Source organism: Shigella sp. FC1567 (assembly GCF_001743015.1).
GTDB classification, from domain to species: domain Bacteria; phylum Pseudomonadota; class Gammaproteobacteria; order Enterobacterales; family Enterobacteriaceae; genus Escherichia; species Escherichia coli.
Map to the genome: position 1 here is coordinate 1 of NZ_MIIV01000023.1, position 13,319 is coordinate 13,319.

At 51.8% G+C, this 13,319-nt stretch carries 11 protein-coding genes, 1 tRNA gene and 1 pseudogene; 4 read left to right on the forward strand and 9 right to left on the reverse strand.

What is annotated here, in order from left to right:
* The 6 genes and pseudogenes from BHE85_RS02005 to ebgR all read right to left on the reverse strand — a co-directional run.
* On the reverse strand, positions 1–165 hold a 165-nt coding region (locus BHE85_RS02005), incomplete at its 3' end, for an IS1 family transposase (RefSeq protein WP_047664789.1).
* 53 nt (positions 166–218) lie between these two features.
* Positions 219–368: pseudogene (locus BHE85_RS26520) on the reverse strand (protein YgjJ); the annotation flags it as partial.
* 133 nt (positions 369–501) lie between these two features.
* Complete coding sequence (locus tag BHE85_RS02010; protein WP_001285446.1) at positions 502–1,935, reverse strand: amino acid permease; 1,434 nt, start codon at positions 1,933–1,935, stop codon at positions 502–504.
* A 62-nt stretch (positions 1,936–1,997) separates the two neighbouring features.
* Complete coding sequence (locus BHE85_RS02015; RefSeq protein ID WP_001219967.1) at positions 1,998–2,447, reverse strand: beta-galactosidase subunit beta; 450 nt, start codon at positions 2,445–2,447, stop codon at positions 1,998–2,000.
* Entirely contained in the window at positions 2,444–5,536 is a 3,093-nt protein-coding gene (gene ebgA / locus BHE85_RS02020; RefSeq protein WP_001082859.1) for a beta-galactosidase subunit alpha, read from the reverse strand. The genes BHE85_RS02015 and ebgA overlap by 4 nt, the downstream gene beginning before the upstream one ends.
* 183 nt (positions 5,537–5,719) lie before the next feature.
* The gene (ebgR, locus tag BHE85_RS02025) at positions 5,720–6,703 is read right to left on the reverse strand and encodes a transcriptional regulator EbgR (protein ID WP_000212469.1); all 984 of its coding nucleotides are present in this window, start codon (positions 6,701–6,703) and stop codon (positions 5,720–5,722) included.
* A 218-nt stretch (positions 6,704–6,921) separates the two neighbouring features.
* Here ebgR and BHE85_RS02030 point away from each other — a divergent pair, with 218 nt between their 5' ends.
* The gene (locus BHE85_RS02030; RefSeq protein ID WP_000450589.1) at positions 6,922–7,254 is read left to right on the forward strand and encodes a tRNA-binding protein; all 333 of its coding nucleotides are present in this window, start codon (positions 6,922–6,924) and stop codon (positions 7,252–7,254) included.
* A gap of 41 nt (positions 7,255–7,295) precedes the next feature.
* Here the strand turns inward: BHE85_RS02030 and ygjG are convergent, their stop codons facing one another.
* Entirely contained in the window at positions 7,296–8,675 is a 1,380-nt protein-coding gene (gene ygjG / locus BHE85_RS02035) for a putrescine aminotransferase (RefSeq protein ID WP_032324884.1), read from the reverse strand.
* A gap of 416 nt (positions 8,676–9,091) precedes the next feature.
* On the opposite strand from ygjG, the gene aer reads away from it, so the two are divergent.
* Complete coding sequence (gene aer / locus BHE85_RS02040; protein ID WP_000094679.1) at positions 9,092–10,612, forward strand: aerotaxis sensor receptor Aer; 1,521 nt, start codon at positions 9,092–9,094, stop codon at positions 10,610–10,612.
* Positions 10,613–10,765: 153 nt separating this feature from the next.
* Here aer and nfeR read toward each other — a convergent pair whose 3' ends face one another.
* Positions 10,766–11,389, reverse strand: a complete 624-nt coding sequence (gene nfeR / locus BHE85_RS02045) for a DNA-binding transcriptional regulator NfeR (protein WP_000018003.1) — start codon at positions 11,387–11,389, stop codon at positions 10,766–10,768.
* A gap of 287 nt (positions 11,390–11,676) precedes the next feature.
* Here nfeR and nfeF point away from each other — a divergent pair, with 287 nt between their 5' ends.
* Positions 11,677–12,441, forward strand: a complete 765-nt coding sequence (nfeF, locus tag BHE85_RS02050; protein ID WP_039064254.1) for an NADPH-dependent ferric chelate reductase NfeF — start codon at positions 11,677–11,679, stop codon at positions 12,439–12,441.
* 53 nt (positions 12,442–12,494) lie between these two features.
* Here nfeF and BHE85_RS02055 read toward each other — a convergent pair.
* Positions 12,495–12,570: transfer RNA gene (locus BHE85_RS02055), tRNA-Ile, on the reverse strand.
* A 124-nt stretch (positions 12,571–12,694) separates the two neighbouring features.
* On the opposite strand from BHE85_RS02055, the gene mug reads away from it, so the two are divergent.
* On the forward strand, positions 12,695–13,201 hold the full coding sequence (mug, locus tag BHE85_RS02060) for a G/U mismatch-specific DNA glycosylase (RefSeq protein ID WP_000228937.1): 507 nt from the start codon (positions 12,695–12,697) through the stop codon (positions 13,199–13,201).
* The last annotated feature ends 118 nt before the right edge of the window (positions 13,202–13,319 follow it).

The following is a 13,319-nucleotide window of genomic DNA, read 5'->3' on the forward strand; positions in this document are numbered from 1 at the left end:
TTTCTGGTGCGTACCGGGCTGAGAGGCGGTGTAAGTGAACTGTAGTTGCCATGTTTTACGGCAATGAGAGCAGAGATAGCGCTGATGTCCGGCAGTGCTTTTGCCGTTACGCACCACGCCTTCAGTAGCGGAGCAGGAAGGACATCTGATGGAAATGGAAGCCACGCAAGCACCTTAAAATCACCATCATACACTAAATCAGTAAGTTGGCAGCATTACCAACGAAATGAAGGAGAAGATGTCGAGGTAATTGCGGGTGTTTTTGTGTCGTCATGTTCTGCCGGACGTGCTTCTTCTCCTGCCGCAGAAAAGGCGTAGCAAAACGGCAGAGCAAGTAATGCTCTGCATGGTGCAGTGATTAATTTCATTGTGTTAATCCATGAGCTAAAGAAAAAGTACAGCCTTTTATCGTTGTAATTATAAAAATATAAAGGCAGAAACTATTTTCCCTCTCCTCATCCAGGAAGAGGGAAAATGCCTGCTCATTTTTTATTATTCTGCTTAATCAACATTGCTGGCTGGCGTCGCTTCAATATGGCGCTCTTCAGCCGTTAATCCCTTTATATATTTACTGTATTTCCACCACGCAAAGCCAAGGAAGATAACAATACCGCCGACGTTATAAAAAATGATGGTCAGAATATTCGCGCCAGTCGGGAATGTCGAAGCGACAAACCCTACGGCAAATATCGCAATCAGCATTGAAACAACGATAATACCGGTGCGGCGGGAGCCCATACGGAAATCGCGTGGCAGGTGATCTAATTTGGCGCGTAAATTCAGGTAAGCCAGCATGATGAATAACGGCGGAAGCATGGACGCTGCGGCGGTCATATTAATAATAGTATTCATCAGATCCTGCACGGTATTGGAACCGAGCATCGGGATAATCATCAGCGGGATGACGATCAGGAACTGGATCCACGCTGCGCGCGCCGGAACGCCGTTTTCGTTCAGTTCGACGGTTTTCTTACCAAAGATGCCTTCCGGGATTTCGGAGAAGAAAATTTTCACCGGCGTTGCGGTCCACATCAGCAGGGAACCGAACATCGCGGTAAAGGACACCAGACCGACAAAGCGATTCATCAACGCTTCCGGTAGACCAAAATACGCCGCCATGCCATGGAATACCTGCACCGATCCGCCGGTAAATTTCAACTCTTTGCTGCTGACGAAGACGTTAATCAGCACCGAGGAGACGGAATACAGTACGCCGATAAAAATCCCGGCGAGGATGATCACTTTAACGAACGATTTCGAACCGCCTTTGACGTCGTTAACGTACACAGCGACGGACTCCGCGCCACCTGCGGCCATAAAGATCCAGGTGGTAACGCCGAGGAACGCCCAGTTGAAGTTCGGGATCATCGCGTCAACGGTGATGGGGTCAGCAGGCTGTACGCCGCCAACCAGCGCCGTACCTGCCAGTAAAATGTAGGAGAGCGTTAACAGCAGCATCAGCGTTGAAGTGACGGAGGTAATTGGCCCCAACATTTTCGCCCCGTTGGTGGAAACCCAGGTGGAGAAGGCGAACAGCACCATACTGATAATGGTGGTGGCAACCGGCGTCATAATATATTCGTATCCGAGGAAGGCATACGAAGCATAAGCAATAACGCGCGGCAACAGTGAGGTGAAAAAGAACAGGTTTACGAACCAGTAGGTATAGGCAGTAATAAATGCCCAACGTCCGCCCAGCGAACTTTTTACCCACGCGTAGACACCGGCTTCTGAGTTTTTATTTAACGAAACAAATTCTGCGATGATCAGACAGAAGGGAATAAAATAAAAAATCGTCGCGAGGAAAAACATCGGTGCCGAGGCCAGTCCAAGCTCAATATTATTATTGATAACGTTGTTAAAGCTGTAAACGGCAGCAAAAGTCAGCGAGAGCAAGCCGAATTTGCCGATTGTATTACGTTTGGTATCAGACATAACACATCTCCGAAAATGTGTAGGGTAGCGGTGGCGGCAAACTCCTTTTGCCGCCGTAGTTGTTATTTGTTATGGAAATAACCATCTTCGATGGTGACTTTGAGAACCACTTTTTTGACCGCGTTATTGCAGATAAACCGATACGCTTCATGGATATCGCAAATAACGATTTGCCCTTCGTGGACCTCAACGGTTTCTCCGCAGCCTTTTAAATATTCACGGTCAGTTTCATCACGATAATATTCCACTACCTGTAATGTCTCTTTCGGCGCATATTCAATTTTTTGCTGCCCTTGCAGGTAGTAATGCACTTCAAAATAGCGTCGATGCCCGGTAAATAGCGCATCGGTCGCGGAGTCTGTCTCCACGCGGTAAGTCAATGAGTCACCGATGGAGTGGGCGACGCCAGGCTGAATGTTGTCGATATTTTCAATCGCTTCAACGCAGCGTTGCCACTTCTTGCTAGAGGCGTAAATCTGGCGGAACTGTTCTAAGTTATCGATGATCCTCATTGCTTATTCTCGCTGTGCAAATTCGTGGAAAAGAACCCTGCGCCGAACTCATACGACGCCAGACTTTGCGCGGTAGCTTCTCCGCCAGAAACCGGCAGCAACGTAAAGCCGTAGCTGAAGTCACGGAACCAGACGCGCCAGGAGTCCAGCACCTCGCTGCCCCAGGAGTTGGAGCCGAGGCCAAGTAGCTGGTGGTCGAGGTTCAGGGTGATGTCATCACTGCGCTGCAGCTCGTTACAGTGCTGGGCAGCGTGGATGTTTTCCTGGGTATAGTGCCAGGCGCTGAAGTTAATTGGGCGCTGCGGAACCACCAGCAGACCGTTGCCGTGGCGGTTAGTCAGTGCCGTCCAGCGGACATGCTGACGGTTGCCGTTGTTCTGCGGGAAGGGATAGTTCTCGAACATGGCATCGACGGTGCTGCGCCAGATATCGATGATGTTAGCCTGCTGGCTGTCGGCGTAGTTTTCGCCCGGTCCACGACCGTAATACGCCACCTGATCGTATTCGCCGTTAATCCCCATGGTGAAACCGATGCACGGAATGATGTGCGGATAGTCGCCGTAACGCTCGCCGGAAAGCGCCACGTTAACCTGGCCATCGGCAGCGATGCGCCAGATGTAGGTACAGCGCATCCCGAAGTCAAACACCGGCGGTGCAATAACTGTGCGGCTGATGATCAACACTTCACCATCGCTCTGTTCTACGGCAAAGTCGCGCAGATGTTCCTGCATGATCTGCAAATGATTCGGCTGCCACAACCCTTCGTACTCCTGCTTGTGGTTGTCGATCATCGGCTTGAAGAAGTTGATCTTTGGCTCGCGGGTCAGCAGCGACTCGCCATTTACCTGCCAGGATGTCGGTTTGCCACTCATTTTTGAGAAGGTGATCGCGAAGTTGTAGCCGCGAACGGTGCAGCTCAAACGATCGTCTTCCAGCGTCAGCGGACGCGCATTATTTGGTGCGAAAGGCACTGGCTGCGCGGTGTTTTCCTTCAGCGGGAACTGATAAGTGGCGATAGAATGCCCGGCTTCGCTGTAGCGGGTGCGGGAATCTTTGGTCACCGTAATGTTGAGGAACGCTTCGCGGGCGTCCAGCTGCGGCAGCGTGATCTGCAAGGGGGCTTCGCTGTTCGGCGCAACGTCGCGCAGTTTAATCTGCTGCGTCGCGAGCGTTTCACCTTCGGCGCGCACCTCTGCGTGCAGGGTGTAGTCATCAAGCGTGGTAAACCACAGTTTATTTTCGACTTTCAACTCGCCGCGAGTCAGATCCCGCGCGTGGATTTTTACCGGCGCGATAACCTGTTTGTACTCTTTCAGGCCCGGTCCCGGCGTCTGATCGGAATAGATCAAACCATCAAGACAGAAGTTATAGTTGTTGGGATAGTCGCCGTAGTCGCCGCCGAATTTATACCAGACATTGCCGTGGTCGTCCTGTGCCTGGATCCCGTGGTCGCACCACTCCCAGACATAATGACCCTGAATGCAATCGTGCTTATAGAAGACGTTCTGGTACTCCGTCAGCCCGCCCGGTCCGTTCCCCATCGCATGAGCATATTCACAGATGATGCGCGGCTTCGGATGCGGGTATTCACCAAACTCATTCATCAGCGGCACGCGGGTGTACATGGTGGAAATAATATCGACCACTTCAGCATCGCGATCTTCTTCGTAATGCACCAGTCGCGTGTCATCCAGCGCTTTCGCCGCATGGTACATCGCGCGGATGTTACAGCCATAGCCGGATTCATTGCCCAGCGACCAGATGATGATCGACGGATGGTTTTTCTGCGCGTGGATATGGCGAACAATGCGCTCGACGTAGACTTTTTCCCACTGCGGATCGTCGGTAATACGGCTGATATCGCCGACATTAGCAAAGCCGTGCGATTCGACGTCGGTTTCCGCCATCACAAACAGGCCGTAGATATCACACAGTTCGTAAAAACGCGGATCGTTCGGGTAGTGAGCGGTACGCACGGAGTTGATATTGTGCTGCTTCATCAACTGGAGATCTTTCTCGACGCGATCCATTCCAACGGCGCGGCCTTTGCGATGATCGTTGTCGTGACGGTTGACGCCGTGCAGCATCACATAACGGTTATTGATCCAGAACAGACCGTCGCGCACTTTGATATCACGGAAGCCAACGCGTTGTGGCACCACTTCCAGAACGTTGCCGTTGGCGTCTTTCAGCGTCATGACCAGATGGTAAAGATAAGGGGATTCTGCTGACCATTGCTGCGGCTGTTCGACAGTAAAAGCAAAGCTGGCGCTGGTCAGTTTTTCAATTGCCAAATGATCAATGGCGCTGCTGTGCACCACGCGTTCGCCATCAAACAGGGTATATTCCAGCGTCGTGACGACAGGGGAGGCGGCGAGATTTTCCAGCACCACTTCGCAGGAAAGCGTGGCATCGCAATAGGCTTCGTCAAAGTCGGTACGCACAGTGAAATCGTTAATATGCGTTAGGTGTTTTCCGACCAGATAAACATCGCGGAAGATCCCCGCTGACCACCACATATCCTGGTCTTCCACGTAGGTAGAGTCCGCCCACTGCATCACGCGCACACACAACAGGTTGTCGCCGGTTTTAACCATCGCGCTGATGTCAAACTCTGCGGTCAGGCGACTGCCCTTGCTGAAACCCACATACTGACCGTTAACATAGACTTCAAAATAGGTTTCGACGCCGTCAAATTTAATCAGCGTCTGTTTACCCTGCCAGCCGTCGCTGAGGGTGAAAATACGTTGATAGGCACCGGTTGGGTTATCGCTGGGGACAAACGGCACATCGATGGGGAACGGAAAACCTTCGTCGGTATATTGCAGTTTGCCGTGACCTTCCATTTGCCACATGGCGGGGACGGTAATATGCCCCCAGTCAGCCATTAACTCAGAGGTGAAGGCTTCTGGTACTTGCAGCGGATGGTCAAAAAAGTGGAAATTCCACTGACCGCTTAAGGGCAGAAACAGGCTGCTGGTTTCGCGGGCAAAGGTACGCGCTTGCGCAACAGAATCATATGAAAAAAAGTACGCACGCGGCGCAAGTCGGTTTTCGTGGGTGAGCTGAATGTTTTCCCAGCGATTCATAGGGCCTCCCGGTAGAGAGAAATCGGAACCATTCATGGTGATGGTAGTTTGTGTAATTGCTGGGGAGTTTAGTAAAATTTTTACTAAAAAGTAGCAGATAAATGCATTTACTTTAACTGGATCACGAAAATAAACGGCAGCACTGTCCGGCAAAAACGATTGCCGGACAGTGTGTAAGGGGATTTAACGGGTCGTGCCGCGCAGTTTTAATTTGCTGGGAACGAAGACTAACAGCGGCAGCGCGCGACCATCGCGGGCTTTTTCATACACCAGGTTAACGCCCTGACTTCCCATCATCTCGGAATGGATGCGCACGGTGGAGAGCGGCGGAAAGGTAAATCGCGCGGTGGGGATATCGTTAACGCTGATAAGCGAAATATCCTGTGGGATGTTCAGGCCTCGTTCATGAATTGCCCGCAGTACGCCGATAGCAATGGAATCGGAAGCAACAAACAGTGCCTTCGGATAGTCTTCCTGCGCCAGCATCTGTTTTGCCAGTTCATAACCCGACGAACTGGAAAAGCCTCCGCGCCAGATATCCTCTTCGCGTACCACTTGTTTCAGTCGGCCATATTCCGCAAAGGCGACCTCACGAATATCCGCTTTGCCTGGCTCATCTTCACCGCCAATAAAACCAATACGATTAACGCCCTGATTGATATAGAAGTCGATGATTTCTTTACTGATGCGTGCCAGATCGATATCCACCGCATCGTAACCGCTGCCGGGTTCGTGAAAGTCGATAAAACAGATATTGTCGGTCAACGCACAGGCGGCGGCGCGAAGGGCGGGCGTGGGTTTGCCGACAATTAAAATACCGGTGACGTTTTTAATGTCTGGTAATCCGCTGTGTTCATAACAGTTGGTGAGCTCAATGCCCAGCTTTTCGCACTGAGTTTCAATGCCGTGGCGGATCGCCAGATAGTAAGGATCGTTGATCTCCAGCTCCTGTTGGTAGCTGTAGATAGCCAGAATATGGTGTTGGTTGACTGCACCTGTCTGGAGTTTGCGGGCACTACTGGTCTTGTACTCCAGCTTTTCGGCGATCTCGAGAATGCGATGTTTCGTCTCTTCTTTCACATTCAATGTCGGATCGTCATTTAAGACCCTGGATACTGTCGCCAGGGATACGCCAGCTTCGATTGCGATGTCTTTTAGTGTTGCCATGTTTACCTTTTTTACTTTCCCTGATGTGCGCCCCCATTGTAGAGGAAGTACTTATCGGGTCACCTGTTTTCAGTAAATAAAGCGCGTTTCTTTGACGCTGTAACGGTAACACAGCGGCTCACGAATGTGATCACGCCTGCATTCTCCATTTTTAGCCTACAGGATTGAGAAAAACTTTTGCTATAGTTTAGTAAAATTTTACCCGAAGGAAGGAAACAATGGAAACCGTGGCTTACGCTGATTTTGCACGTCTGGAAATGCGCGTCGGAAAGATTGTGGAAGTGAAACGCCATGAAAACGCCGACAAGCTGTACATCGTACAGGTTGATGTGGGGGAAAAAACACTGCAAACCGTGACCAGCCTGGTGCCGTACTACAGCGAAGAAGAGCTGATGGGGAAAACGGTGGTGGTCTTATGCAATCTGCAAAAAGCGAAAATGCGTGGTGAAACGTCGGAATGCATGCTGTTGTGTGCGGAAACCGATGACGGCAGTGAAAGCGTGTTGTTAACGCCGGAGCGGATGATGCCTGCGGGCGTACGCGTCGTATAAAAAGATCGGATGGCGACGTCGTATCGCCATCCGATTTGATATTACGCTTCTTCGACACTTACTCGCATGGCCGCCAGCGCCTTACGCGCCGCTTTGATCACCAGTTCACACTGTTCAATGGTCAGTGTCAGTGGCGGTTCAATGCGGATCGTTTTGGCGTTATTGAGCGTTCCGGCCACCAGTACGCGCTGGCGGAACATCTCGCTGGCAAAGTTATAGCCGATTTCGTTATCAACAAACTCAATTGCCATCAACATCCCTTTACCACGCGCTTCCTGTACCAGATCGGGATATTCCCGCGCCAGTTGACGGAAACCGTCCAGCAACATATCGCCTTTTTGCTCAGCCTGAGCCAGTAAGTTCTGCTCCAGCAACACATTGATGGTCGCCAGCGCCGCCGCACAGGCCAGCGGGTTGCCGCCAAAGGTGGTGGTATGCAGGAATGGGTTGTCGAACAGAACTGAAAACACCTCTTCAGTGGCGATGGTCGCGCCAATCGGCATCACGCCGCCGCCGAGCGCTTTGGCAAGGCAGAGGATATCCGGCTGTACGTTCTCATGCTCGCAGGCGAACATCTTGCCCGTGCGCCCCATGCCCGTTTGTACTTCATCGAGGATCATCAGTGCGCCGAACTCATCGCATAGCTTACGTACGGCGGTGAGATAGCCCGGCGGCGGCAGAATTACGCCACCTTCACCCTGAATCGGTTCGAGGATCACCGCAGCCACATCATCACCGGTTTTTTTGCACTCGTTAAGAGCCGTGCGCATGGCTTCGATATTGCCAAACGGCACATGACGGAAGCCCGGCAGTAACGGCATAAACGGTTTGCGGAAGGTCGATTTCGCCGTGGCCGACAGCGCGCCAAGTGATTTACCGTGGAACGCGCCGCTGGTGGCAATAAAAGTAAACTTGCCGCGCGGTGACTGGTAAGCTTTCGCCAGCTTCAGCGCTGCTTCAACGGACTCGGTGCCGCTATTACAGAAGAAGCTGTATTTCAGTTTACCGGGCGTTAGCGCAGCAAGGGTTTTCGCCAACATCGCCCGTAACGGATCGAGCAGCTCCTGGCTGTGCAGCGGTTGTTTCGCAAGTTGATTCTGTACGGCGGAAACCACAACTGGATTACGGTGCCCCACGTTGAAAATTCCAAAACCTCCCAGGCAGTCGATAAACTCCTGTCCCTGGGTGTCGACAAGCGTATTTAAACTTCCCGCTTGCCACTCTACGGCTCCGTAATCCCCGCCGGCGGTAACAGATTTGCGATACTCTAAAAACCCCGGATTGACATGCTCTTTGAAGTATTCAATCACCTCTCGGTTAAGTGCTTTCATCTCCTCATGATCCAGCGTTCGCTTCTCAATGAGATTCAGGGCGTGGGCGCTGCACGCTAAAGCCGATGCGCTCGAAGGTAACCTGTTCAAAATATGCTCCGGAGGCTCGCGTATCACATGATACCGATTTAAGTATTGCAGGGATTGCGCCACTCCGGCTGCGATCGCGAAAATCGGGATAAACACAAATGTGGTTATCATTTGCGCAGTATTTAATGCTATTTGTTAACATTCGTTGTTATTTTGCACGGTTTTTGTCGGGTATGGATTTGATGATTGCTGTGCAAATGCACGTTTTCAGGGCGATAATTGCCTGATTTTGGGCAAGATAATTAACGTTTTCGTATAGTAACAGAGTGAAAGTATTTTAAATCAAGGAATTAGATTTGTGCTTTAATCGCAAATTGCGATCTAAATCAAATTAATCGGTTAAAGATAACCGCAGCGGGGCCGACATAAACTCTGACAAGAAGTTAACAACCATATAACCTGCATAGGACGCGAACATGTCTTCTCATCCGTATGTCACCCAGCAAAATACCCCGCTGGCGGACGATACCACTCTGATGTCCACTACCGATCTGCAAAGCTATATCACTCATGCTAATGACACTTTTGTGCAGGTGAGCGGCTTTACCTTGCAAGAGTTACAAGGGCAGCCGCACAACATGGTGCGTCACCCGGATATGCCAAAAGCGGCGTTTGCGGATATGTGGTTCACCCTGAAAAAAGGGGAGCCCTGGAGCGGCATCGTGAAAAATCGCCGCAAAAATGGCGACCATTATTGGGTGCGGGCCAATGCGGTACCGATGGTGCGCGAGGGAAAAATCAGTGGCTATATGTCGATTCGTACCCGGGCGACGGATGAAGAGATTGCGGCGGTGGAGCCGCTGTACAAAGCGCTGAACGCCGGACGTACCAGTAAGCGTATTCATAAAGGCCTGGTGGTGCGTAAAGGCTGGCTGGGTAAACTGCCTTCATTACCGCTTCGCTGGCGGGCGCGTGGAGTGATGACCCTGATGTTTATCTTGCTGGCGGCCATGCTTTGGTTTGTTGCTGCCCCGGTGGTGACGTATTTCCTCTGTGTGTTAGTGGTATTGTTGGCAAGCGCTTGTTTTGAATGGCAGATTGTGCGCCCGATAGAAAATGTCGCCCGTCAGGCACTGAAGGTGGCGACCGGAGAGCGTAATAGTGTTGAGCACCTGAATCGCAGCGATGAGCTGGGGCTGACATTACGCGCGGTAGGGCAGCTTGGCCTGATGTGCCGTTGGCTAATTAACGATGTCTCAAGCCAGGTGTCCAGTGTCAGAAATGGCAGTGAGACGCTGGCGAAAGGCACCGATGAACTGAACGAACATACCCAGCAGACAGTTGATAACGTTCAGCAAACGGTGGCGACCATGAACCAAATGGCGGCGTCGGTGAAACAGAACTCTGCCACGGCGTCGGCTGCCGATAAACTTTCTATCATCGCCAGTAATGCGGCAGTGCAGGGTGGGGAGGCGATGACCACGGTGATCAAGACAATGGACGATATCGCCGACAGTACCCAGCGCATTGGCACCATTACTTCGCTGATTAACGATATTGCGTTTCAGACCAATATTCTGGCCCTGAATGCGGCGGTGGAAGCGGCGCGTGCCGGCGAACAGGGCAAAGGTTTTGCAGTGGTGGCAGGGGAAGTGCGTCATTTAGCCAGCCGCAGCGCTAATGCTGCCAACGATATTCGCAAGCTGATTGATGCCAGTGCTGATAAGGTGCAATCCGGTTCGCAGCAGGTACACGCCGCCGGACGGACGATGGAAGATATTGTGGCACAGGTGAAAAACGTCACCCAGTTGATCGCCCAGATTAGCCATTCAACGCTGGAACAGGCCGATGGGCTTTCCAGCCTGACCCGTGCAGTGGATGAGCTTAACCTGATCACCCAGAAAAATGCTGAGCTGGTGGAAGAGAGTGCGCAGGTGTCGGCGATGGTGAAACACCGCGCCAGCCGACTGGAAGACGCGGTGACGGTGCTGCATTAATCGGTATGCCGGATCCGGCGGTTGGAGCACAATGCCTGATGCGATGCTGGCGCATCTTATCAGGCCTGCGGGGTGTGTAGTGGGTGTAGGCCGGATAAGGCGCGTCAAGCGTCGCATCCGGCAATTGCACCGCGCCACTGGCGGATGCGGCGATTAATCCAGTTGCGTAATATCAAAAGCGGCGCGGTCGATCACCGCAATGATCTTTTTTATTTGTGCATCACTGATATCGCTCTGGTTGACGCGTAAATCCAGCACCGCTTTAAAATTATCCAGCGCCCGCTTCATTTGCGGGTTCTGGCGCAGCGCCGCGCCAACGCAACGCGCTTTGATGCGTTCTTCAATCATCTCCACCTGTTCGCGGTTTTCTTCCAGCCACTGCGCGCCTTGTTCGGTCAGCGCAATCTGCTTCTTACCACCTTCCTCTTCGCGGATGGTAATCAGCGACTGCTCCTGCAGAAAATCCAGCGTTGGGTAGATGACGCCCGGGCTTGGGGTGTAATTCCCCTGGGTTAGATTCTCAATCGCTTTAATCAATTCGTAACCGTGGCTGTCATCGCGCGAGAGAATATCCAGAATCACCAGACGCAATTCACCGTGACCAAAGAAACGTTGCCGACGACCGCCGCCGCGACCGTGGCGACCACCGCAGCATTGACCGTGTTCATGCTGGTGACCGTGTCCGCAGTGCTCGTGTTCTGACTTCTCACCTTTGCAGCAGCCCTCATGGCGTGGCTGGCCTTCATGTTTACAACACCCTTCGTGATGATGGCTCATATCAGCCTCCTTTTTCTTGATTAGATATATCTAATTTATATCTGATATGAGCACTCTTGCAAGAATAAAAATGATTTTTAAATGTGGACTCATCTCACACGTAGGCCGGATAAGGCGTTCACGCCGCATCCGGCGTTGAGTAATGATGCCTGAGAAGAGGCGGTTCGTCTTATCAGACTATAGACATATCAGTTCTACTAATCGCTTGCATTTATCATGATTAACAATCATTATCATTTACGAAAATTATTTAGATATATCTGATTACCATCACGAAGGCGATAACAATGAATAACTCCCCCCGCTACCCGCAGCGCGTTCGCAATGATCTGCGCTTCCGTGAACTGACTGTGTTACGCGTTGAGCGCATCAGCGCCGGTTTTCAGCGCATTGTCCTCGGCGGCGAGGCGCTGGACGGTTTTACATCGCGCGGCTTTGACGATCACAGCAAACTCTTCTTTCCTCAACCTGACGCTCACTTTGTGCCGCCAACGGTAACGGAAGAGGGCATCGTCTGGCCGGAAGGACCACGCCCACCGTCGCGTGACTATACGCCGCTGTATGACGAACTACGCCATGAACTGGCGATCGATTTCTTTATTCACGACGGTGGGGGCGCCAGCGGCTGGGCGATGCAGGCGCAACCGGGCGATAAACTTACGGTGGCTGGTCCGCGCGGTTCGCTGGTGGTGCCGGAAGATTACGCGTATCAGCTGTATGTCTGCGATGAATCCGGAATGCCCGCACTGCGCCGCCGCCTGGAAACGTTGAGCAAACTTGCCGTTAAACCGCAAGTTAGTGCGCTGGTTAGCGTGCGGGATAACGCCTGTCAGGATTATCTCGCGCACCTTGATGGTTTTAATATCGAATGGCTGGCACATGATGAGCAGGCGGTAGATGCGCGTCTGGCGCAGATGCAAATCCCTGCCGATGATTACTTCATCTGGATAACCGGCGAAGGTAAAGTCGTTAAGAATTTAAGCCGCCGCTTTGAAGCGGAACAGTATGACCCACAGCGGGTACGTGCAGCGGCTTACTGGCACGCAAAGTAACTGAGATATAAAAAGAAAAAGGCTGACGATTTCTCGTCAGCCTTTGCTATATCTGGTGGCCCCTGCTGGACTTGAACCAGCGACCAAGCGATTATGAGTCGCCTGCTCTAACCACTGAGCTAAGGGGCCATGGTAGCGGATTATAAAGTAACTCCGTGTCGCAATCCAGCCATTACCGTGCGCCTGCTGTTTTTATAAACAATGTATTTTCAATCCGTTATACTTTTCCTGGTGATGTTAGAAAGGAGTAAATATGGTTGAGGATATTTTGGCTCCAGGGTTACGGGTCGTGTTTTGCGGTATCAACCCTGGGCTTTCATCCGCCGGGACTGGTTTTCCCTTTGCTCATCCAGCAAATCGCTTCTGGAAGGTGATATATCAGGCCGGGTTTACCGACCGTCAGTTGAAGCCGCAGGAGGCACAGCATCTGCTGGATTATCGTTGTGGCGTCACCAAACTGGTAGACCGTCCAACGGTGCAAGCCAATGAAGTTTCAAAGCAGGAGCTGCACGCAGGTGGGCGTAAGCTGATTGAAAAAATTGAAGATTATCAGCCGCAGGCGTTGGCGATTCTGGGCAAACAAGCATATGAACAGGGATTCAGCCAGCGCGGTGCACAGTGGGGGAAACAAACGCTCACCATTGGTTCGACGCAGATTTGGGTGCTGCCAAATCCCAGCGGTTTAAGTCGCGTTTCACTAGAGAAACTGGTTGAAGCGTATCGCGAGCTGGACCAGGCGCTGGTAGTGCGTGGGCGATAAAAAACGCCACCGAAAAGGTGTAATGCCGATCAGTTAAGGATCAGTTGACCGATCCAGTGGCTGTGTAAGAATCCGGAAACGCTCACTTGTTTCCGGATTTTTTTATGCACATTGGACA

Coding starts and splice junctions, on each gene's coding strand:
- ebgR (WP_000212469.1), bottom strand. CDS start 6,703: ATGGCAACACTAAAAGACATCGCAATCGAAGCTGGCGTATCCCTGGCG.
- BHE85_RS02030 (WP_000450589.1), top strand. CDS start 6,922: ATGGAAACCGTGGCTTACGCTGATTTTGCACGTCTGGAAATGCGCGTC.
- nfeR (WP_000018003.1), bottom strand. CDS start 11,389: ATGAGCCATCATCACGAAGGGTGTTGTAAACATGAAGGCCAGCCACGC.
- nfeF (WP_039064254.1), top strand. CDS start 11,677: ATGAATAACTCCCCCCGCTACCCGCAGCGCGTTCGCAATGATCTGCGC.
- aer (WP_000094679.1), top strand. CDS start 9,092: ATGTCTTCTCATCCGTATGTCACCCAGCAAAATACCCCGCTGGCGGAC.
- BHE85_RS02015 (WP_001219967.1), bottom strand. CDS start 2,447: ATGAGGATCATCGATAACTTAGAACAGTTCCGCCAGATTTACGCCTCT.
- ebgA (WP_001082859.1), bottom strand. CDS start 5,536: ATGAATCGCTGGGAAAACATTCAGCTCACCCACGAAAACCGACTTGCG.
- BHE85_RS02010 (WP_001285446.1), bottom strand. CDS start 1,935: ATGTCTGATACCAAACGTAATACAATCGGCAAATTCGGCTTGCTCTCG.
- mug (WP_000228937.1), top strand. CDS start 12,695: ATGGTTGAGGATATTTTGGCTCCAGGGTTACGGGTCGTGTTTTGCGGT.